The sequence below is a fragment of the Gordonia sp. Swx-4 genome, assembly GCF_030316175.1.
GTDB classification, from domain to species: domain Bacteria; phylum Actinomycetota; class Actinomycetes; order Mycobacteriales; family Mycobacteriaceae; genus Gordonia; species Gordonia alkanivorans.
Genome location: NZ_CP128197.1, coordinates 1,819,027 through 1,841,565, shown reverse-complemented (window position 1 = coordinate 1,841,565; position 22,539 = coordinate 1,819,027). Strand labels below are relative to the sequence as shown.

General features: G+C 67.4%; 16 protein-coding genes and 2 pseudogenes. 12 read left to right on the top strand and 6 right to left on the bottom strand.

Translation table 11 applies throughout. The annotated features are described in order from the left end of the window. Position 1: 1 nt before the first annotated feature. Both PWF70_RS08455 and PWF70_RS08450 read right to left on the bottom strand, forming a co-directional pair. Entirely contained in the window at positions 2-724 is a 723-nt protein-coding gene (locus PWF70_RS08455) for a hypothetical protein (protein ID WP_035750907.1), read from the bottom strand. A 210-nt stretch (positions 725-934) separates the two neighbouring features. Beyond that, positions 935-1,507: a nucleotidyltransferase family protein gene (locus PWF70_RS08450; RefSeq protein ID WP_006359240.1), complete on the bottom strand. Its 573-nt coding sequence runs from the start codon at positions 1,505-1,507 to the stop codon at positions 935-937. A 72-nt stretch (positions 1,508-1,579) separates the two neighbouring features. Here PWF70_RS08450 and uraD point away from each other — a divergent pair, with 72 nt between their 5' ends. The 4 genes and pseudogenes from uraD (at position 1,580) to PWF70_RS08430 (ending at position 4,516) form a co-directional block, all read left to right on the top strand. Then, entirely contained in the window at positions 1,580-2,125 is a 546-nt protein-coding gene (gene uraD, locus PWF70_RS08445) for a 2-oxo-4-hydroxy-4-carboxy-5-ureidoimidazoline decarboxylase (RefSeq protein ID WP_035750679.1), read from the top strand. Then, entirely contained in the window at positions 2,122-2,448 is a 327-nt protein-coding gene (uraH, locus tag PWF70_RS08440; RefSeq protein WP_035750676.1) for a hydroxyisourate hydrolase, read from the top strand. Before uraD ends, uraH begins: the two co-directional genes overlap by 4 nt. Positions 2,449-2,454: 6 nt before the next feature. Continuing rightward, positions 2,455-3,063, top strand: coding sequence for a nucleoside/nucleotide kinase family protein (locus PWF70_RS08435; protein ID WP_006359237.1), 609 nt, complete (start codon positions 2,455-2,457; stop codon positions 3,061-3,063). Positions 3,064-3,278: 215 nt separating this feature from the next. Then, positions 3,279-4,516 (top strand): annotated as a pseudogene (locus PWF70_RS08430) (HNH endonuclease). 141 nt (positions 4,517-4,657) lie between these two features. On the opposite strand, the gene PWF70_RS08425 reads toward PWF70_RS08430, so the two are convergent. Further along, entirely contained in the window at positions 4,658-8,047 is a 3,390-nt protein-coding gene (locus PWF70_RS08425; protein ID WP_286352921.1) for a pyruvate carboxylase, read from the bottom strand. A 447-nt stretch (positions 8,048-8,494) separates the two neighbouring features. On the opposite strand from PWF70_RS08425, the gene PWF70_RS08420 reads away from it, so the two are divergent. From PWF70_RS08420 to PWF70_RS08385, 8 genes and pseudogenes are all read left to right on the top strand, one after another. Continuing rightward, complete coding sequence (locus PWF70_RS08420; RefSeq protein WP_035750670.1) at positions 8,495-9,271, top strand: SGNH/GDSL hydrolase family protein; 777 nt, start codon at positions 8,495-8,497, stop codon at positions 9,269-9,271. A 114-nt stretch (positions 9,272-9,385) separates the two neighbouring features. Next, positions 9,386-10,888 carry an MFS transporter gene (locus PWF70_RS08415; RefSeq protein ID WP_035750668.1) on the top strand — a complete coding sequence of 501 codons (1,503 nt, stop codon included), beginning with the start codon at positions 9,386-9,388 and terminating at the stop codon, positions 10,886-10,888. Between the two features lie 195 nt (positions 10,889-11,083). Further along, positions 11,084-11,341 (top strand): annotated as a pseudogene (locus PWF70_RS08410) (amidohydrolase family protein); the annotation flags it as partial. Further along, positions 11,341-12,153, top strand: a complete 813-nt coding sequence (locus PWF70_RS08405) for an FAD binding domain-containing protein (RefSeq protein WP_035750662.1) — start codon at positions 11,341-11,343, stop codon at positions 12,151-12,153. The pseudogene PWF70_RS08410 and the gene PWF70_RS08405, both read left to right, overlap by 1 nt. Before the next feature lie 4 nt (positions 12,154-12,157). Next, positions 12,158-14,989 (top strand): molybdopterin-dependent oxidoreductase, encoded by a 2,832-nt coding sequence (locus PWF70_RS08400; protein ID WP_035750658.1) that lies wholly within the window; start codon positions 12,158-12,160, stop codon positions 14,987-14,989. Between the two features lie 133 nt (positions 14,990-15,122). Then, positions 15,123-15,548, top strand: coding sequence for a DUF7144 family membrane protein (locus PWF70_RS08395; protein ID WP_006359229.1), 426 nt, complete (start codon positions 15,123-15,125; stop codon positions 15,546-15,548). A gap of 19 nt (positions 15,549-15,567) precedes the next feature. Continuing rightward, entirely contained in the window at positions 15,568-16,965 is a 1,398-nt protein-coding gene (locus PWF70_RS08390; protein ID WP_035750656.1) for a hypothetical protein, read from the top strand. Between the two features lie 16 nt (positions 16,966-16,981). Then, the gene (locus PWF70_RS08385; RefSeq protein ID WP_006359227.1) at positions 16,982-18,319 is read left to right on the top strand and encodes a diacylglycerol/lipid kinase family protein; all 1,338 of its coding nucleotides are present in this window, start codon (positions 16,982-16,984) and stop codon (positions 18,317-18,319) included. On the opposite strand, the gene PWF70_RS08380 is transcribed toward PWF70_RS08385, so the two are convergent. The 3 genes from PWF70_RS08380 to PWF70_RS08370 all read right to left on the bottom strand — a co-directional run bounded on the left by PWF70_RS08380 (position 18,290) and on the right by PWF70_RS08370 (position 22,500). Further along, the gene (locus PWF70_RS08380; RefSeq protein ID WP_035750654.1) at positions 18,290-20,026 is read right to left on the bottom strand and encodes a SulP family inorganic anion transporter; all 1,737 of its coding nucleotides are present in this window, start codon (positions 20,024-20,026) and stop codon (positions 18,290-18,292) included. The genes PWF70_RS08385 and PWF70_RS08380 overlap by 30 nt on opposite strands. A 57-nt stretch (positions 20,027-20,083) precedes the next feature. Beyond that, a complete protein-coding gene (ppk2, locus tag PWF70_RS08375) occupies positions 20,084-20,941 on the bottom strand; it encodes a polyphosphate kinase 2 (protein ID WP_042377563.1) in 858 nt (285 codons plus the stop codon). Between the two features lie 332 nt (positions 20,942-21,273). Next, positions 21,274-22,500, bottom strand: a complete 1,227-nt coding sequence (locus PWF70_RS08370) for an acyl-CoA dehydrogenase family protein (RefSeq protein WP_042376776.1) — start codon at positions 22,498-22,500, stop codon at positions 21,274-21,276. Positions 22,501-22,539: the final 39 nt, after the last annotated feature.

Sequence of the window (22,539 nt, the reverse complement as noted above, 5' to 3'; positions counted from 1 at the left end):
CTCAGCCGACGCCCGGATAGGTCGACCAGCCCGGGACCGCCGGCGACACCGGCCACGGCTCGTCGGCCTCGGCCGGAAGCCAATGCGGCATCCCCACCTGTCGCGTTGCCGCGCAGGCTTTCTGGTCGGTCGTCGGGGTGGGATACAGGGCGGAGAAGTCGTACCGCGAGGTGTACCAGGCGCCGAACACGTCTGTCTCCGGCGTGCGCTGACCACCCTGTGGAGCCGCCGGCGGCCGGTCGCCGATGCGCCGGATGTCGATCTCGACGGGGCGGGACGTGTCGTACCCGACCACCCACGTCCCGTCGCGTTCCACCGAGCGGTATCCCTGACGGCACAGTACGATTCGCGTCCAGTCGGCGTCGTCGACGCGGCGTAGCCCGGTATAGAACGCGGTGCCGACCTGACGTCGGGCCTCGGAGACCTCGGACGGGTAGGCGGTCACCATCTGATCGATGTTCGACGGCGAGGCCTCGGCGAACCCCGGGTATCCCCATTCGACCGACGCCCCGGCGTTGGCGATCTCGAACGACTCGACGTAGGCGCGGACAAAGGTCCCCTCATCGGACTGCGGGTCCAGCACCGGCGTGGACGACCAGCGGAAAGTGGTGTCGAAGCCGGGCGGAAGGTGGCCATCCTGGGCGGCGGGCCGCTCGGACGCGGCCTGGTCCGGCGATCCCGCGCACGCGGCCAGTCCGAGGCCCGCGGCCAGCGCGGCGACCAGCGCGACGATTCGACGGCGGTGTCCTCGCGCCACGTGATCACCTTCTTCGCCGGTGATGGTCTTCGACGGGCCCGGTTTTGCGTCGGCTCTGGCTGTACCGACGCGGGCTCTTCTCTGCACCCTATGCACGGACGATCAGCAGAAGCCGGATCCCCGTGCACCGGAACGGCGACGAGAAGGTCTCGAAATGGGCACGCCGGAGGCGGCGGCTCATTCCCTGGTGTCGATGTCCCGGCCCGTGGCCAGGTCGCCACATTCGACGCAAGTCACCTCGTGATCTCGCAGATACCGCTGCGCACCGACATCCCCGTGGATGACCTCGACTGCCGGACCGAGATGATCGGCGCCGATGTACACCGGATGCCCCCGCCGGCCGTCGAAGACCGCACGGACCAGATCCCCGCGCCGCCCTCCGGACGCGTCGACGATGCGACGCACCACCTCGGGTCCGACATCGGGCGTGTCGACCACGGTGAGCACCACGCCACCCACCCCGGGCCGGCGAGAAGCCCAGCCGAGCGCCGCCGATACCGACGCGCCGAGGCCGTCAGCCCAGTCGTCGACAACGAGCGCGGTGACGCCGACGGGTGGCGCGACGATTGCGGCCCCCATCGCGACCGCGATGTCCGCGCACCCACCGGCGCGCAGCGCGTTCGTCGACGCCTTCAGCCAGACGCCGTCGTGGGCAAGGATCTTGGGCATCCCGTACCGGCTACCCGCACCGGCGGCGAGCACCACACCGAGAACCTCACCGATCTCGCTGTCCTCACCTGACGCAGTCACTGTTCCATCTTCCACAATTCCCGGGGCCGCTGGTGACCGCCGGTCCGGACGCCGACCTCCTAGGCTGTACGCGTGCGCCCAGACGAAGACCTCGACCCCGGCGACCGAGGACAGCTCGACCGCTTCAACGTGCTGACCGCCGACGCATGTGTCGAGCGGCTCCTCGCCTGCTGCAGCTCGCCCACCTGGGCACGACGCGTCGCAGAGGAGCGGCCGTTCGCCGATCCACAAGAACTGCTGGATCGCGCCGACGAACTCCTGGTCGAGCTGACCGAGACCGATATCGACCAGGCCCTCGCCGGGCATCCCCGGATCGGGGACCGCCCGGACAATGCCTCGTCCGCCCGCGAACAGTCCGGGGTGTCCGGCGCAGACGCGGCAGTCATCGAGGAACTGAAGAAGTACAACGCGTCGTACGAGGACAAGTTCGGCCACGTCTACCTGGTCTTCGCCAACGGACGGCCGGCCGATGTGCTGCTCGGAATCCTCAAGGAACGCATGGACAACGATCCCGTGACCGAACGCCGCGTGCTGCGGGGAGAGCTGGCGAAGATCAACCGGAGCCGTCTGATCCGTATGCTGATGACACCAGACACCGACGAGGGAGCCTCCGCATGACCGGTCTGTCCACCCATGTCCTCGACGCGACGTCGGGCTCCCCGGCCGTCGGCGTGGAGGTGTTGCTGCAGGACGCATCGGGCACCGAATTGGCTTCGGGTACCACAGATTCGGACGGACGCATCGGCAAGGTCAACACCGAGGCCCTTGTCCCCGGCATCTACCACCTGGTCTTCGACACCGGGAACTGGTTCGCCGACAACGGCATCAAGGCGTTCTACCCGGAGATCGACATCTGCTTCGAGGTCGATGACGCCGACCGCCACTATCACGTCCCGGTACTGCTGAGCCCGTTCGCGTATTCGACATACCGCGGTAGCTGAACACGGATGACCGCCCCCGACGTCGCCGCGCTCCTCGAGACCGCCGACCGCGTGATGGTCGGCATCACCGGCCCGCCGGGAGCAGGAAAGACAACGCTGGCCCGGACCCTCGTCCATGAGTTCTCCACCACGCTGTGCGCCGACGCGGTCGGGTACGTCCCGATGGACGGCTTCCACCTGTCGAACGCGGTACTCGAGCGACTCGGCCGCCGCGACCGCAAGGGCGCGCACGACACCTTCGACGCCGCGGGATTCGTTGCCACACTCGCACGCATCGCCCACGGCGGCGAAACCGTGTACGTCCCCGACTTCGACCACACCACCGGCGAACCGATCGCAGCGTCGCTCATCGTGCCCGCCACCGCGCGGCTCGTGGTCGTCGAGGGCAACTACCTCGGCCTCGACCAACCCGGGTGGCGCCACGTACGCCCCCTCCTCGACCGCCTGGTCTACGTCGACGCCGACGCGGAGGTCCGCCGCGAGCGGCTCCGGAAACGGCACATCGCCGCCGGTAAAACCGACGCCGAGGCGCGCGCCTGGATCGAGGCCGTCGACGAACCCAATGCGGAACTCATCGCCACGACCCGCGCGCGGGCGGACACGATCGTCGACTGACGCTCACGAATTCCGTTCCTGCGTAACCGTTTCCTTACCGCTCGCCTCTTCCTCTCGCGCTGGTGGGACATCACGAGCGAGAAGGAAATGGTGCCGCGTCAACAAATCCGCCGACTGTTCGCCATACGAAATATCTTGCAAATCATGATGATTCGCACCGTTGGTGCACACGAAAAGTGACAGCGATCGAACGTATGTTCCCGTAAAGTGGAGTCATGGCACCGCTGGACCAGATTCTCCACCAACTCATCGAGGTCACCCCACCCGCCGACGACCCGACCGGGGCAAAGACTTTCGCCCAACTCGAGACGATTCGACTGATCCGCAACGCGGCGGACCATCTACTCACCTCGCACACAGCCAATCTCGACGATCTCACAGTGGCGGAGCGACATGGTTCCACCACCGGGAGACTGTTGATCGAGATGGGTTTCCCGCCCGCCGTCGCCACACGCGCTGCCCGTATCGCCGAGAACATCGGCAACCTGGGCAAGGTCGAGGCCTACGCCGCCGACGGGCGCCTCTCAGGTGAAGTCGTCGACGCCATCGTGCGCGGACTCAGCACAATCCAGAAACGCTCACCCACAGCACTTTCCGACCACGATCGAACGATCTACGAAACCGAACCCTCACCCAGGCTCTGTCCGGTGCCACACCCGCCGAGATGCAGAAGCACGCTCGGACGATCGGCAATGCCATCGCCGACGACGATGACGGCATCCCCGCGTCCGACGACAAGTCTCTGGACACGTTGTCGCACCACACCACCGACGACAGCCGCGTCGAGATTCATGCCAACGTGACACAGGCCGTGGGCGAGAAGTTCATCGCCATGATCGACGAACGTGCTACACCACGCCCCGAACCCGACGGCGCCGACGACCGCCGCTCCGTCGATCAACGACGCGTCGACGCCCTCGAGTTCCTCCTCGACCAAGCAGCACAAGGCGCATCCCTGGACAGCATCGGTGCACCACGTACCCAGACCCTGTTGACCATCCCCGCCGACGGTGGTGATCCCGCCTTCCTACCTTGGACCGGGTCGGTTACCCAGGCCACCGCGCAGAAACTCTCCTGCGACGGCACGATCACCGAGATCATCATCGACGGCGAAACCGTGCCCCTGGAGATGGGTCGTGAACGACGCCTGTTCCCGGCACACATCCGCAAAGCCATCATCATCCGGGACAGATGTTGCATCAGTTGCGGTGCGCCGCACTCACATACCCAGGTTCATCACATCGTGCACTGGAGCGATGACGGTGAGACCGAGCTCGACAACGGCTGCCTGCTGTGCCAGCGCTGCCACACCCAGGTCCACCACAACGGGTGGGACATAATGATCGGCTTCGACCGCCACCCCTGGCTCATCCCGCCCGCCGACATCGACCCGCAACGGCGGCCACTACCTGCCTACAACCGACGCACCATGCGACTCGACGACGCCGCCTGACACACCATCAGCCGCGAAACCGCCTCGTTCTTTGACAACTCCACAGTGTGAAAGCGCTGCCGCTCACGAGTTCCGTTCCCGCTCACCCGAATCGGGTGAGCGGGAACGGAGCCGGTGAGCGAAACCCGGATGGGGTGCAGGTCAGCTGATCTCGATGAGCAGATCACCCGGCGACACCTGGGTGACCGGGCCGATCGCGACGCGCGTGACCTTGCCGCCGACGGGTGCGGTGATGGCGGCCTCCATCTTCATCGCCTCGATGGTGCCGATGGTCGCGCCGACGGCGACCTCGTCACCCACGTCGACCGACAGGGACACGACACCGGCGAACGGCGCCCCGACGTGCTTCGGGTTGGCACGGTCGGCCTTCTCTGCGCTGGCGACCGCGGAGTCGATGCTGTGGTCGCGGACCGCGATCGGACGGAGCTGACCGTTGAGCACGCACATCACGGTGCGCATGCCCTTCTCGTCGGGCTCGCTGATGGCCTCGAGACCGATCATCAGCTCAACCCCGGGCTCGAGGTTGACCCGATGCTCCTCGCCATAGCGCAGACCGTAGAAGAACTGGTTCGCCGACAACCGCGAGGTGTCACCGTAGGTCTCGTAGTGCTCCTCGAACTCCTTGGCGGGGCCGGGGAACAGCAGGTGATTGAGACGCACCTGGCGATCGCGGCCGGGCTTGTCCAGGAGCGCCTCGTCATCGGCGGTCAGCTGCTTGACCTCCGGTGCCGGCGCCCGACCCTCGAGCGCGAGGCTGCGCAGCGGCTCCGGCCAGCCACCGGGCGGGTCGCCGAGTTCGCCACGCAGGAACCCGATCACCGAATCGGGAATATCGTAGGAGCCCGGGTCGGCGGCGAAGTCCGACGCGGTGATCCCGCGACCCACCAGCGCCAGCGCCAGGTCACCGACGACCTTCGACGACGGTGTCACCTTGACCAGACGACCCAGCATCGAGTCGGCGGCGGCGTAGGCCTGCTCGACGGCCTCGAAGCGGTTGCCCAATCCCAGCGAGATGGCCTGCTGACGCAGGTTCGACAGCTGACCGCCGGGGATCTCGTGCGAGTACACCCGACCGGTCGGGGCCGGGAGCCCGGACTCGAACGGCGCGTACACCTTTCGCAGCGCCTCCCAGTACGGCTCGAGGTCGCAGACACGGGCCAGGTCGATTCCGCTGTCGCGGTCGGTGTTCGCGGTCGCCGCGACGATCGCCGACAGCGGCGGCTGACTGGTCGTACCGGCCAGCGCGGCACTCGCACCGTCCACCGCGTCCGCACCGGCCTGCCAGGCAGCCATGTAAGTGGCCAGCTGACCACCCGGGGTGTCATGGGTGTGCACATGGATCGGCAGGTCGAAATTCTTGCGCAGCGCCGAGACCAGCTTGGTCGCCGCCGGCGCACGCAACAGACCGGCCATGTCCTTGATGGCCAGCACATGCGCACCGGCAGAGACGATCTGCTCGGCCAGACGCAGATAGTAGTCGAGGGTGTACAGATCCTCCGACGGCGACGACAGGTCACCTGTGTAGCTCATCGCCACCTCGGCCACCGCGGTCCCCGTCTCACGCACCGCGTCGATCGCCGGGCGCATCGCGTCGATGTTGTTGAGCGCGTCGAAGATCCGGAAGATGTCGATACCGACGTCGGTGGCCTCCTCGACGAAGGCCGTGGTGACCTTGGTCGGGTACGGCGTGTACCCCACGGTGTTGGCGCCGCGCAGCAGCATCTGCAGACAGATGTTCGGCATCGCTTCACGCAACTGCGCCAACCGATCCCACGGATCTTCCTTCAAAAAGCGCAGCGCCACATCGTAGGTCGCGCCACCCCAGCACTCCACCGACAGCAGTTCCGGGGTCAGCGCCGCGACATACGGTGCGACGTTGACCAGACCGGTGGTACGCACGCGGGTCGCCAGCAGCGACTGGTGCGCGTCACGGAACGTGGTGTCGGTGATGCCCAGACGCGGGTTCTCCCGCAGATCACGGGCGAATCCCTCCGGCCCCAACTGCAGCAGACGCTGCCGCGAACCGTCTTTCGGCGACGCGAGCACCGCGCGCTCGACGGTGGGCAGCTTGTCCCGCGGATACACCGTGGTCGGCCGCTCCCCGTGCGGCTTGTTGACCGTCACATCGGCCAGATACGACAGGATCTTGGTACCGCGGTCAGCCGACGACCGCTGGGTCAGCAGACCCGGACGCTCGTCGATGAACGACGTGGTGACCCGACCGGCACGGAAGTCCGGATCATCGAGCACGGCCTGCAGGAACGGGATGTTGGTCGCCACACCGCGGATGCGGAACTCCGCGACCGCGCGCCGGGCACGACGCACCGCGGTTGGGAAATCCCTTCCGCGACAGGTCAATTTGACCAGCATCGAGTCGAAGTGACCGCTCACCCCGGCACCGAGGTTGGCGCCACCGTCGAGGCGGACACCCGCGCCGCCCGGGCTTCGGTAGGCGGTGATCCGACCCACATCCGGGCGGAAGCCGTTGGCCGGGTCCTCGGTGGTGATGCGGCACTGCAGCGCAGCACCACGGATACGGATGGAGTCCTGCGACAGACCGAGATCATCGAGGGACTCCCCCGCCGCGATCCGCAACTGCGAACTCACCAGGTCGACATCGGTGATCTCCTCGGTCACGGTGTGCTCGACCTGGATACGCGGGTTCATCTCGATGAACACATGGCGTCCCTGCTCGTCGAGGAGGAACTCGACGGTGCCCGCGCACGTGTAACCGATGTGGCGCGCGAAGGCCACCGCGTCGGCACAGATCTTCTCCCGCAACTCATCCGACAGATTGGGTGCCGACGCGAGCTCGATCACCTTCTGGTGACGACGCTGCAGGCTGCAGTCACGCTCATACAGGTGGATGACGTTGCCCTGGGTGTCGGCGAGGATCTGCACCTCGATGTGGCGCGGGTTGACCACGGCCTGCTCGAGGAACACCGTCGCATCACCGAACGCCGACTCCGCCTCACGAGATGCCGCGGCGATCGCCTCGGCCAGATCGGCGCGGTCGTCGACCCGACGCATACCGCGTCCGCCACCACCGGCAACGGCCTTCACGAAGACCGGGAAGTGCATGTCCTCGGCGGCGGCGAGCAACTCGTCGAGATCAGACGACGGCTCCGAACTCGCCAGCACGGGAATCCCCGCAGCCTTGGCCGCAGCCACCGCGGTGGCCTTGTTACCCGTCATCTCCAGAATGTCGGCACTGGGCCCGACGAAGGTGATACCCGCCTCGGCACAGGCGGCCGCCAACCCCGGGTTCTCCGACAGAAAACCGTAGCCGGGGTAGATCGCATCGGCGCCACACCGCACCGCTGCGGACACCACTTCCTCCACCGACAGATACGCCCGCACCGGATGGCCCGGCAGACCGATCTGATACGACTCGTCAGCCTTCAGACGATGGACCGAGTTGCGATCCTCATACGGGTACACCGCGACCGTGCGCGCCCCCAACTCGTAAGCGGCGCGGAACGCACGAATCGCGATCTCGCCTCGGTTGGCAACCAGAACCTTGTCGAACATCGGGTGTTCCCTCTTCTCCCGCAGCGGCATTTTTTTCGAATTGTCGCTGGTCCGTTCACTCGACGGACCAATGAAGTACATCACGTGATCGTACTCACGCCGCAACCCACCCCGAGCACCACCCACGACCTCCCCGAACCGCGCTGAAACAGACTGCCGGACAAGGTAACCGGAACAGATTTCGCCGGAGTTGTGAAACGCTCTCACCACAGGTGGGCAAGGTGAGAGATCACCAGCGCGAAATACGGCCGGAAACCGACCGATCGCTCTGTCGAAATCCGTTCGCGCAGAAATCCGGATTGCGAATTAATCGGTCCGATTTCCGCAATCCGGGTCGCGCTGCTGACCCGGCGCGGCAGTGACCCACGCCGCAGGCTTTGGTCCGGCGGGCCCGCCACAACTAGCGTCGATCCGGATTCGTCAGGACAGACCAGGAGGGTCAGCACCGTGGGCTTCACACGCTTCGTCGCGCTCGGGGATTCGTTCACCGAGGGCGTCGGTGACACGGACCCGACCCGGCCCAACGGTCTGCGCGGCTGGGCCGATCGCGTCGCCGAACAGCTCGCCGCACGGACCGAGGACTTCAGCTACGCGAACCTCGCGATCCGCGGCCGTCTCCTCGACGCCGTGATCGCCGAGCAGCTCGACGCGGCGGTCGCGATGAACCCCGACCTCGTCACCCTCTACGCCGGGGGCAACGACATCATGCGCCCGTCGATCGACCTCGACGCGCTGCTCGCCCGCTACGACGCCGCGCTGGGCAAACTGGTCGCCACCGGCGCCACGGTCGTCGTCTTCACCGCCTACGACACCGGCTGGGCCCCGGTGTTCCGCACGCTGCGCGGCCGCATCGCCATCTACAACGAACTGCTCCGCGAGGTCGCCGAACGGCACGACGTCGTCGTCTTCGACTACTGGCGACTCAAGGGCTACGACGACTACCGCATGTGGGACACCGACCGCCTGCACATGTCACCCCTGGGCCACACCCGCATGGCCGCCGAGGTCCTCGACCTACTCGGCATGGAGCACGACATCACGCCCGTCGAACTCGAGGCCGCGGCCGAGCTGACCCGTCGCGAACAGCGTCGACAGAACGCCGAGTGGGCGCGCACCTTTCTCGGCCCGTGGGTGATGCGGCGGGTGCGCGGCATCTCCTCCGGCGACGGCGTGACGCCGCGCTGGCCCGAACCGGTGTCCGGCGCGGATCTGCTCGCCCGCTGAGACCGCTCCACCCGGCCCCGGGGAGGACGCAAACGTTCTCTTCGGAGTGCGCCGGGATACGCTGGCCGTTCGGAGGTGTGAACCACACATGAGTACGACGGGCCGGATGAACGAGTGACCAGCAGGACCGCGACCAACGGATCGCAGGGCGAAGAGAAGCCGCACCCCGACACCTCCCCGGCCGCGACCGACGAGCACACGCATCCCCGTGCGGCCGTCGCGGTGCTCTGCCTGGCCGGCATCGTCGTCGCCCTGATGCAGACGATCATCGTCCCGCTGATCCCCCAGCTGCCGACCCTGCTGAAGGCCGACGCGTCCAACACCACCTGGGCCATCACCATCACCCTGCTGGTGGGCGCCGTCGCCACCCCGATCGGCGGTCGTATCGGCGACATGTACGGCAAACGGCTCGCCATCCTCGGCAGCCTCGGGTTCGTCGCGCTCGGCTCCGTCGCCTGCGCGCTCGCCACGTCACTTCCGGTCTTCATCCTCGGGCGCGGGCTTCAGGGCCTCGGGTTCGGCATCGTGGCGCTCGGGATCAGCGTCATGCGTGACATCGTCCCGGCGCGCTACCTCGGTTCGGCCGTCGGCACGATGAGCGCCTCCCTCGGCATCGGCGGTGCACTCGGTCTGCCGTTCGCCGCGGCGATCGCGCAGCATGTCAGCTGGCACGCCCTGTTCTGGTCCTGTGCGGCGGCCTCGGCCCTCGCGGCGGTGGGCGTCGCTCTCACCGTCCCGTCGACCACGCCCTCGTCGGGCGGGCGCTTCGACTTCCTCGGCGCGATCGGGCTCACTTGCGTGCTGATCTGCCTCCTGCTGCCGCTGTCGAAGGGCGCGGTGTGGGGCTGGAGCAACCCGCTCACCCTCGGTTGCTTCGCCGGGTTCGTCGTGCTGCTCGGCCTCTGGGCAGTCGTCGAACTCCGTCGTGCCAGTCCACTGATCGATCTGCGAATCCTCGGCGAGCGTCCCCTTCTCCTCACCAATCTGGCCTCGATCGCCACCGGCTTCGCCTTCTACGCGATGCAACTCATCCCGATCCAGTTGCTCATGGCGCCGACCAACAGCCCCAACGGCTTCGGTTACGACATGGTTCATGCGAGCCTGATCCTCGCGCCGAGCGGTCTGGTGATGTTCGTGTTCTCGCACATCAGCGGACGGATCAACGCCATGTTCGGCGCGCGGATCTCCCTCTCGCTGGGCGGCGTCATCATCGGCGTCGGCTACGTCGTCTTCATCGTCGGGCTGACCGGCCCCTGGGCGCTGACCTGGATTCACATGCTGGTCATCGCCTGCTGCATCGGCGCCGGCCTGGGCATCGCCTACTCCGCGATGCCGGCTCTCGTCATGCAGGCGGTGAGCGTCGAGCAGACCGGCGAGTCGAACGGCGTGAACGCCTTGATGCGGATCATCGGCACCTCGACCGCATCGGCGGTCGTCGGCATGCTCCTGACGTGGTCGATGATCGACGTCGCAGGCCCCGACGGTTCGACGATCGCGGTTCCGGCGGGCGACGGCTACCTGTGGGCCGCGGGCATCGCGCTGGCCACGTGCGTGATCGCCGCGGTGGTCGCGCTGGCCATCCCGGCCCAGCGCGGACTCGCCGAAACCCAGGTGTGACACCGGACCTCGCCGATCGCGGTCGCGGCTCTGCGACGCCGTGCACATCGAGATGCGCGGGTCGTCCGAGCCACGTAGCGTGACGCCGTGCCCCCAGCGACACTCATCGAGTACGCCGTCGTCCTCACCGTCGCGGTGTCCACCGACCCGGTCTGGGCCGGGATCGACGAGAAGACCTACTGTGCCGAGCATTTCGGTTCGGCGCCGCTCGAGTACACGGAGTCGGTCGAACTCGCGACCCGCGGCGGCGCACGGGTGTTGGGCCGCGAGGACGAGATCGGGTCGATCGAACCCGGGAAGCTCGCCGACCTCGTACTGTGGGATCCGTCCACCGTCGCCTACCGCGACACCGACGACCCGGTCGCCGACGGTGACCTGCTCACCATCGACACCGACCAGATGACCACCGCCGTCGCGACACAGCACCGCCGCCTTCTCGACAAGGCACGCTGATGGACCTCACCGCCGTCACCCGGTACCGATTCGCGCGTTCGCGCGACGAGGTGTTCCCCGCACCCGGCGAACAGCTCGTCGCCGGCGGCACCTGGGTCTTCTCCGAGCCGCAACCGGCCACCACCGGCCTCGTCGACCTCAGCGAGATGGGTTGGCGACCGGTCGAAGACCTGCCCGACGGCGGCCTCCGCGTCGGCGCGACGTGCACCATCGCGGAGCTGGTCGCACTGCAGCCACGCCCCGGATTCCGCGCTCATCCGCTCTTCGCCCAGTGCGCGAACGCCCTTCTCGCGTCGTTCAAGATCTGGAACATGGCCACGGTCGGCGGCAACATCTGCCGGTCCTTCGCGGCCGCATCGATGGTGTCGCTGGCCGTTGCGCTCGACGCCACGGCGCACATCTGGACTCCCGACGGCGCCGATCGGGATCTGCCCGTCGCCGACCTGGTGATCGGCAACGGCATCAACATCCTGGGCCCCGGCGAGGTTCTCCGCGCCGTCGACTTCCCCGCCCACGCACTCGCCGCCGTCACCGGTTTCCGCAAGATCGCCCTCGCCGACCTGGGCCGCTCCGGTGCCGTCGTGACCGGACGCATCGATCCCGACGGCAGCACCGTCTTCGGGATCACCGCCGCCACCGAGTGGCCGACTGTGCTGCGTTATCCCCGACCGCCGGCCGCGGACCTGTTGCGTCACGACATCAGTACCGCGCCCGGCTACTACACCGACCCGCTCGGGTCGGCCGACTGGCGCCGCGGGGTGTCGGCGGTCCTCGCCGAGGAGATCCGCCTCGAACTCACAGGGACGAGGTAGACCGATGGAGTTCGAGGTCAACGGCGAGACGATCGATGCCGAACCCGCTGCGGGACAATGCCTCCGGATGCTGCTCCGCCAGCACGCGCACTTCGAGGTGAAGAAGGGGTGCGACGCAGGCGATTGCGGCGCGTGTTCGGTCCTCGTCGACGGACAACCCGTGCACTCCTGCATCTTTCCGGCGCAGCGCGTCGCCGGGAAGTCGGTGACCACGGTCGCCGGCCTCGGTACACCCGACGACCTGCACCCGGTACAGCAGTCCTTCGTCGACAGTTTCGGCTTCCAGTGCGGTTTCTGCACCGCGGGCATGATCGTCACCGCCTCGACCCTCACCCCGGACGACCTCGCCGACCTGCCACGGCGGATGAAGGGGAACATCTGCCGCTGCACCGGATACCGCTCGATCAGGGACGCGATCGGCAACGCCGTGGCGCCCGGCCGGACCCGGCCGGGCGGGAGCACCGGTGAAGCCACCGGTGTGGGCGACTCGGTGAACCCGCCCGCGGCGCGGCGCGTCGTGACCGGCACCGAGGCCTACACCTTCGACGTCCCGGTCGACGGCGCGCTGCACATCCACGTGCTCGGGTCGCCGCACCCCCACGCCCGTATCGTCTCCATCGACACGACCGACGCCTCGGCCCTCCCCGGCGTGGAGGTGATCCTGACCCACGAGAACGTCTCGACACCAAGGTTTTCCACGGGGCGCCACCAGAACCGGCTCGAAGACCCGGACGACACCCTCGTCTTCGATCGCATCGTGCGTTTCGTCGGGCAGCGCGTCGCGGCCGTCGTCGCGGCGACACCGGGAATCGCGGAACAGGCCGCCGCGCTGATCCGCGTCGACTACGAGGAACTGCCCGCGGTCTTCGACCCCGAGGAGGCACGCGCTCCCGGGGCTTCGGTCATCCACCCCGACCGCACCGCCGAAGACCGGGTGATGGATACCGAACGCAACCTCGTCGCCGCCTTCCACGAGGGCTTCGGCGGCGACGTCGACGAGGCGCTCGCCGCGGCGCCGACGACCGTGCACGGAACGTGGCGCACCGGACGGGTCACCCACGCACAGTTGGAAACCCACGGTTCGATCGCCTGGACCGATGCCACCGGACGTCTGGTCGTCCGCACGAGCACGCAGGTCCCCTTCCTGGTGCGCGACGAACTCGCCCGGCTTCTCGAGCTGCCGCCTGAGAAGGTCCGGGTGTTCAGCGGCCGCGTCGGCGGCGGTTTCGGCGGCAAACAGGAGATGCTGACCGAGGATCTCGCCGCCGTCGCCACCCTGCGTACCGGTCGCCCCTGCGTCTACGAGATGACCCGCACCGACGAGATGACGCGGACAACCTACCGCCACCCGATGCGGGTGACCGTGGATCTCGGCGCCGACGACGACGGTCTGCTCACCGCCCTCCGGGTCGACGTTCTCTCGGATACCGGCGCGTACGGCAACCACGCGATCGGCGTGATGTTCCATGCCTGCGCCGAGTCTGTCTCGGTGTACAACTGCCCGGTGAAGAGGATCGACGCCGAGGTCGTCTACACCAACAACCCGCCGTCGGGCGCCTTCCGAGGTTATGGCCTCGGACAGGTGATCTTCGCGGTCGAATCCGCGATGGACGAGCTCGCGGTCCGTCTCGGTATCGACCCCTTCGAACTCCGGCGACGCAATGCCGTCGCCGACGGCGATCCGCTCCTCATCGCACGCCCCGACCCCGAGATCGACCTGGTGTACGGCAGTTATGGTCTCGACCAGTGCCTCGACCTCGCCGAGTCCGCGATGCGCCGGGGCAACGGCGCCGTCCTCCCGCCCGCCCCGCGATGGCGGGTCGGTGAGGGAATGGCGATCTCCGCGATCGCCACGATGGCCCCGCGCGGCCATTTCGCCGACGTCACGGTGGCCGTCGACTCCGCCGGCACCTATCACGTCGGCGTGGGCACCTGCGAGTTCGGCAACGGCACCACGACGGTCCACACGCAGATCGTCGCGAGCGCACTGTCTACCGAGCCGGAGCGGGTCACGTTGTGGCACGGGGACACCGACGCCGTGCCACATGACACCGGCGCATTCGCCTCCGCGGGCACCACCGTCGCCGGAAAGGCCGTGTACAGCGCGGGTCTCGCGCTCCGCAGCATTCTCGTCGAGGCCGCGAGCCGCCTTACCGGCGCTGATCCCGACCAGGTCGAATTGGGCCCGGACGGAGCCGTCGCCGGCGACCGGCTGGTCGGTTTTCGCCACCTGATCGACGCGGTCGACGACAGTCACCGCGCGCTGTTCCCGGACGGCCCGCGGGCCGTGGCGACCGGCGAGGAACGGGGCGAGATGCGTTCCATCGCCTTCGACGTGCAGGCCTTCCGGGTCGCCGTCGACACCGAGACCGGCGCCGTCGCGATCCTGCAGTCCGTCCACGCGTCCGACGCCGGCACCGTGATGAATCCCGAGCAGTGCCGGGGACAGGTGGAAGGCGGTGTGGCGCAAGGCATCGGCGCGGCCCTCTTCGAGGAGATCATGCTCGACAACGGATCACCGGTGACCAAGGTGTTCCGCACCTATCGTGTCCCCCAGATGGCGGACATCCCGTTCACCGAGGTCTACTTCGCCGAAACCGCCGATCAACTCGGCCCTTTCGGCGCGAAGTCGATGTCGGAGTCACCCTTCAATCCTGTTGCTCCCGCGCTCGCCAATGCCATCCGGCGCGCCGTCGACGTCCGCCCCTATGAGACGCCGATGTCACGAGACCGGATCTGGCGGCTCACGCACCCTGAAGTCGTCGAGAAGGAAAGCGACGTAAAGGCGTGCCAAACATTCGACAAACAGTCGGTAAACAATTGTTTTCATCCCTAACAATCTGGCGCCCAACCTATTTCGTTTCAGCGCGCAATTCGGGACCAGATATCGAACAGTTCGCCGGAAATCCTGCGAATTCACCTGTCAGAGTCGCACACTCCTCACTATCCACTGTCCAGAGGAGGGCGTCATGACACATACTGCACCCGGAGAAGAGCGCGGAACCCTGTCTGCCAAGCAGGGAATCGCCGCCGGGACGTCCATCGGCGCGGCGATCATCCTGATCGTCGTCGGAGTCGTCCAACTCGCCCAGGGAATCGCCGCGGTAGCCGAAGACGAGGTCTTCGTCCGCGGGGTCGAATACGTCTACAAGTTCGACTTCACGACGTGGGGCTGGATTCACATCGTGCTCGGAGCCATCGCGATCATCGTCGGTGCCGGACTCGTCAGCGGGGCGGGTTGGGCCCGGTTCACCGCCATCGTCATCGCCGGCCTGTCCATCATCGCCAACTTCCTGTGGCTGCCGTACTACCCGTGGTGGTCGATCCTGATCATCGCGCTCGACGTGGTCGTCATCTGGGCCGTATCGACCTGGAACCCCCGGGCCGAGTACTGACGCCGACCGGCGCCGGCCCATGAACACGGAGAACCCTGGGCCCGATCAAGATCCCCCCGGGAGTACCGGCTCGATCAGCGCGTCGGAACGTGCCGAACTCGAGCAGTTGCGCGCCGAGGTCGCGACACTGCGCGCGAGTGCCGACACCGGTGGGACCGCACCGCCGGAGACCACCAAACGGCGCACGACCTGGCGCTGGGTCGCGGTGGGAATCTTGTGTGTCCTGGTCGCCCTGCTGGCCATCCTCTCGGTGACGTCCCGATTCGTCCGCGGCGAGATCCTCGACACCGACCGATACGTGACGACAGTCGCACCGCTGGCCTCGGATCCGGCGCTGCAGCAGGAGATCACCAACACCGTCACCGACGAAATCTTCACCCGCATCGACGTCGAGGCGCTGACCGCGTCCGCGCTCAACGCACTGACCGATGCGGTACCGGCCACGGAGACCGCCCCCCGCGTGGACCGTGCCATCGACGGATTGGCGCCCGTTCTCGCCGCTCAGGCCCGCACCTTCGTGCAGCAGACGGTGGCGTCCCTGGTCGAGAGCGACCAGTTCGAGACCCTGTGGGTGGAGGCGAACCGCCGGGGCCACACCGCCCTGGTCTCCGTGGTGACCGGTGAGGTGGGGCCGTCCTCGGTCTCCGTCGACGAGTCGGGAACGGTGAGCATCTCTCTGGGCACCGTGATCGACAACGTCAAGCAGCGTCTTCTGGACCGCGGATTCACCTTTGCCGAGAAGATCCCGGCGGTCGACAAGGAATTCGTCCTGTTCCGGTCACCCGAACTGGTTCGGGCGCAACGCGCGGTGTCCGCGCTCGACACCGCCGCCGACGTGCTGCCGTGGCTGACGATCGCCTGCGCGCTCGGGGCCGTCGCGGTGGCTCCGCGGGGTCGGCGCCTACGCTCGCTGTCCGTGGTCGGCCTCTCGCTGGTTCTCGCCATGCTGACCCTGGCCATCGCGCTGATCGTCGCGCGCGCACTCTATCTCGACAACATCCCGCCCGACATCCTCTCCCCCGACGCTGCAGCCGCCATCGCCGACACGGTCACCGGCCCCCTCCGCCTCGCGCTGCGCGCCGTGGCCGTGCTGGGCCTCGTGGTGGCGATCGGCGCCTTCCTGATCGGTGGCTCCGCATCGGCGGTCGCGGTCCGGCACGGATTCTCCGGCGGACTCGACAAACTCCAGAACCTTCGGAAATCACGACCTCCGAATGCCTTCGAGACGACCGCCTATCGTGCTCGAATCGCGTTACGGGCCGCGATCATCGGCGTCGGCGTACTGCTGCTGATGTTCTGGAACTATCCCACCGGACTGGTGGTGTTGCTCATCGTCATGTGTGGGCTGATCGCACTGCTCGTCGTGGAGATCGTGATCCGCCCGGCCCGGGCGGGCCCGGACGACGCGGCGACATGACCGAGGCTGCGGCGTCATGAACGTGGAAACGGCGGCGGCCGTCGACGAGCGTCCCGTGTCCCGACGATGGTGGGCCCGCGCCGCACTCGCGGCCGTGATCGTCGCGATCCTCCTGCCGATCGCGGTATCGGGACTGCGGGCACTCCTCACGCTTCTGCTGGTCTGCGTGATCTGCACGGTCGTCATCGTCGTAGCGGCCTACTGGTTCCTGATCAGCCGCGGCGCGGTCCGTGCACTGGCCGCTGTCGTCGTCGTCCTGCCACTCCCGTTCGTGGCGATCTACCTGATCCGCGAAGGTCAGCTCTGGGTCGTGATCGTGTCCGCGGCGCTCGTCGTCGTCGCGATCGCCTGCGCGCGGCGAGCGTTGCGACCGACTCCGGCCCAGTCGCTCATGCCGGAGCATCCGGCCCCGCCGGTGCTCCATCCCTTCCTGGTGATGAATCCGCGCTCGGGTGGCGGTAAGGTCGTCCGCTTCGACCTGCCACGCCGTGCCGAGGCACTCGGCGCCGAGGTCGCACTGCTGAGCGGGCCCGAGCATCTCGACGTCACGGAGTTGGCGGGGGACGCGGTCCGCCGGGGAGCCGACCTGTTGGGCGTGGCGGGCGGCGACGGCACGCAGGCGCTGGTCGCGGCTGTCGCAGCGGAGTACCACGTGCCGTTCCTCGTGATCAGCGCCGGCACACGTAACCACTTCGCCCTCGACCTCGGGCTGGACCGGAAGGACCCCGCACGCTGCCTGGACGCCCTCCACGACGGGGTCGAGGTGCATGTCGACCTCGGCTGGATCAACGGGCATCCATTCGTCAACAACGCGTCGTTCGGCGTCTACGCAGAGGTCGTGCAGAGTCCGCAGTACCGGGACGACAAGACCCGGACGGTCCTGCGGATGCTGCCGGACCTCCTCGGCGGCGTCACCGGCACCGGCCTGCGCGCCCGCATCGGCGACGACACCGTGACCGGGCCGCAGGCGATCCTGGTGAGCAACGGCCCCTACGCCACGAATGACGTGGCCGGCCTGGGGCGGCGCACGCGCATCGATTCCGGCCTGCTCGGTGTGGTGACGGTGTCGGTCGCCGACACCCGGCAGGCGGTGGGGCTGCTCCGACGCGGCCACGGACAGGGACTCGTACAGCGGACGGCGACCGAGGTCGTCGTCGAGGCCGACGCCGCGGAGATCCCGGTCGGCATCGACGGCGAGTCGGTGCGACTCCGGACACCGGTGCGCTGCACCATCTCCCCCGCGGCACTGCGGGTCCGTGTTCCACGCGAGCGCCCGGAGATCCGCGTCGCACCACCGCAACTGGACTGGGTCCGACTGTGGAATCTACTCCGGCCCGGAGCGGTCAGGGGTTGAGTCGGGGGCCGACCCGGGCGGCGATTGGACGCTCCGATATGCCTCGACAGCCGACTCGACCGTCGGGAAGAACCGGTCCTCGTCGAACCGGCCGTCGACGACGAAGCGGATGAGTTTGTCCTTCACCGGTCCCTTCAGCTCCGCGAACACCAGACGGATCGAGGACGATTCGAGTGCACGGTCGAGATCGATGAGCTCGTCGACGGCGGTGGTGTCGAGACCGGTGATCGGTTCGGCTGCGACGACGACCCACTTGACCGGTGGCTCGCTGTACGCCACCACATCCCGGACGTGCGCGGCGAAGATCTTGCCGTTGGCGAAGAACAGCGGTGCGTCAAAGCGGACCAGCACGAGCCCGGGAATCCGGTGTCCCTCCGGATGCCGGGTGACATCGAGAAAGCCCGTTCCCTCCAGCTCCACCAGCTCCGTACGATAGGGCTGCCAGGCCCTCGCCACCACGGCCACGAAGGACAACCCGATCGCGACCAGGATGCCCTCGAGCACACCCACGAGCGCGACGCCGACGAAAGCGGCTGCCGCCAAACCGAATTCGAGCTTGCTCAACCGCCAGATCCGGACCATGCCGGATATGTCGATGAGCGCGGTCGCCGCGACGATCACGACCGCCGCCAGCGTGGCGTCGGGTAGATAGGCGGTGACGCCGGGAGCCACGAGGACGAAGACCAGCACCGCGGCCGCCCCGACCGCTCCCGCGAGTTGCGTGCGTGCGCCGGCCTGTTCGGCGACCGGCGTACGTGAACCGCTGGCGGAGATGGGGAATCCGCCGAACAGGCCGGAGGCGATGTTGGCCGTGCCGATCGCCTTCATCTCCGTACTCCCGTCGACATCCTCACCGCGCCGGGCGGCGAATGTCCGTGAGAGCACGCCGGAGTCGGCGAAGGCGATGAGCGCGATTCCCGCGGCCGGCCCGAGAAGCGAGAGCACGTCATTCCAATCGGTCCCGCCGTACTGCGGAAGGGGCAGACCTGCCGGCAGGGCGCCGACCATGCCGATGTCGTCGTCGAGCCCGAGCACGGCCGTCACCACGATCGAACCGACCACGGCGACGAGGACACCCGGTACCCGTGCGAGCCACCGCCGGAACGCGACGATCACGACGAGACCGGCGAATCCCATCGCGGCGGCAACCGTGTCGGTCTTTCCGTCCAGCACCGAGGTGACGATCTCGCCGACCTCCTCGAACAGACCCGAGGCGTCGACCGAGAAGCCCAACAGCTTGGGCAGCTGTCCGATGACGACGATGAGCGCGATCGCGTTGAGGTACCCGAGTCTCAGCGGCTTGGAGAGGAGTTCGGTGACGAAGCCGAGCCGGAGGAATCCACCCAGGACGAGAATCGCCCCGACCAGTACGGCGAGGATCCCGGCGAGTGCCAGAGCGTCCTCCGGGTCACCGACGGCGGCCAGCGGCAGCACCGCTGCGGCGATCAGCGGCGCGAGCGACGAATCCGGGCCGAGCACAAGGATCTTCGACGGTCCGACCACGGCGTAAGCCGTCAGCGGCACGATCGTCGCCCACAGCCCCGCATACGCGGGCAGCCCGGCGGCTTCGGCGTAACCCATCCCGGCAGGGATCAGGAGCGCGGTCAGCACCAGCCCGGCGGTGACGTCTGTACGAAGCCACTCGCGTTTGTAGCTCCGGGCCGTCGCGAGCCCTGGAAGGCGCCACAACGCGGCGACGCCGCTCATGCGCGTGCCCGCCGCGGTGCGACGGCGACGCACTGATCACCGGTCATGTCACCGCTCCTAGTAGGGAGTGGGAATCCAGTGCAGCGCCTGGTCCGGCTGTCGGTAGCCGTGCGCCTTCTGCCGCTTCGGCAACGTGACCTCCGGACGTTCCAACGGGTCGTAGGGCACCTGACCGAGGAGATGGCTGATCACGTTGAGCCGACCGCGCTTTTTGTCGTCGTTGGAGGTGACATACCAAGGTGCCCAACCGGTGTCGGTGTAGCGGAACATCTCGTCGCGAGCCCGGGAGAAGTCGTACCAACGGCTGTAGGATTCGAGATCGGTCTTCGACAGCTTCCAGGTCTTGCGCGGATCGTCGATGCGACTCTGCAGGCGCTGGTTCTGCTGCTCCTGGCTGACCTCGAGCCAGTACTTCAGGAGGATGATCCCCGACTCGACCATCGCCCGCTCGACACTCGGGGTGTATTCCAGGAACTGGTGGACCTGTTCCTCCGTACAGAATCCGAGCACACGCTCGATCCCGGCACGGTTGTACCAACTCCGGTCGAAGATGACGACCTCACCCGCTGCCGGAAGGTGCGGTACATACCGCTGGAGATACAGCTGCGACTTCTCACGTTCGGACGGGACGGGCAGCGCGACGGTGCGGAACACTCGCGGGCTCACCCGCGCCGTGATCGCCTTGATGACACCCCCCTTGCCCGCCGTGTCCCGACCCTCGAAGACCACGCACACCTTGGCCCCCGACGACCTGACCCATTCCTGCATCGCCACCAGTTCGGCATGCAGGGGTTTGAGCGCCTTCCGGTATGCCTTGTCCGACATCGGACCGGCGGACCCGTCCGGTCGACCACCGACCAGCTCTCCGGTCGCTGACAGTTCGGGAGACATCTCCCGGTGCTTCTTCCCACCCATCGTTCACCTCACCATCGCGGAACGGCATGGGCAGCACAGCGAGGTCCCGAACTCCAGACACGAAGAGAAATACCGGAAACCTACGATTTGCCCGATTTGACGAATGCGACCGGAAACGAGCTTCGTCGCCACCGGATACGCGCGGTACCCACCTGCTGACATCGCCACCTCTTTCCTCGAAGGACTGGGCGAGTCACGTCGCATTGTCGACCGCCGGGCGCACGGTCACATCCGAATGCGCCGAACCGGGCCCAGAATTGCGCCGGTCCGCAATCGGGCCGTGAAAAAACGGCCCCGGCAGAGCTGCCGGGGCCGTCACCTCTCCCGGTGCATCAGCCGCGCAGCAGCCCCTTGGCGACGTGGGTCACCTGGATCTCGTTGCTGCCGGCGTAGATCATGAGCGACTTGGCATCTCGCGCGAGCTGCTCGACGCGGTACTCGGCCATGTAGCCGTTGCCGCCGAAGAGCTGGACGGCCTCCATCGCGACATCGGTGGCGGCCTTCGACGAGTAGAGCTTCATCGCCGACGCCTCCGACAGGCTCAGCGGCTTACCCGCCTTGCCGCGCTCGATCGCGCTGAAGAGCATGTTCTGCACGTTGATCCGGGCGATCTCCATCTCGGCGAGCTTGAGCTGGATGAGCTGGAACTGGGCGATCTCCTGACCCCACAGCTTGCGCGTCTTGGCGTAGTCGATCGACAGTCGTTGTGCCTCGTTGATGATGCCCAGCGAGAGCGCGGCGATGCCGACGCGTTCGGCGGTGAACCCAGCCTTGGCGCCTTCGGAGCCGCGCGAATCCTCACCGGTGTCCTCGGTCTCGCCGAGCAGACGGTCCTTGCCGACCCGGACGTTGTCGAAGAACAGCTCACCGGTCGGCGAGCTCATCATGCCCATCTTCTTGAACGGCTTGCCCTGCGTCAGGCCCGGCATCCCCTTGTCGAGGACGAAGGACAGCACCTTGCGGTCACGCATGGGGGTGCCGCTGCCGTCGTCGAGCTTCGCGAACACGACGATGGTGTCGGCGTACGGGCCGTTGGTGATGAACGTCTTCTGGCCGTTCAGGATGTAGTCGTCACCGTCGCGGCGGACGGTGGTCTTCATGCCGCCGAGAGCGTCGGAGCCCGAATCGGGTTCGGTGATCGCCCAGGCGCCGACCTTCTCCATGGTGACCAGCTCGGGCAGCCAGCGCTTCTTCTGGGCGAGCGTGCCCTTGCCCCGGATCGTCGAGGCGGTCAGGCCCATGCTCACACCGAGCGAGGCGACGAGGCCCAGGCACACACCGGCAAGCTCGATGTTGACCATCATGAACATCGAACCGCCCATGCCACCACCCTCGCCGGACGATTTCTTCTTCTCCCCGTTGGCCTCTGCCTCGAGTTCCTTTTCCAGCGCGTCCTTGGCCATCGCGTCGACCCCGAAGGTCGACAGCAGCTTGCGGGTGATGTCGTACGGAGGCAGCACGCCGGACTCGAGCTCGTCGAGATGTGGCCGGATCTCCTTGTCGATGAACGCGCGCAGCGCATCCCGCACCATCAGATCTTCATCGGACCACTCGAACATCGTCACTCTCCCCAGACAGTGCCCGCCGGGGGCGAACAC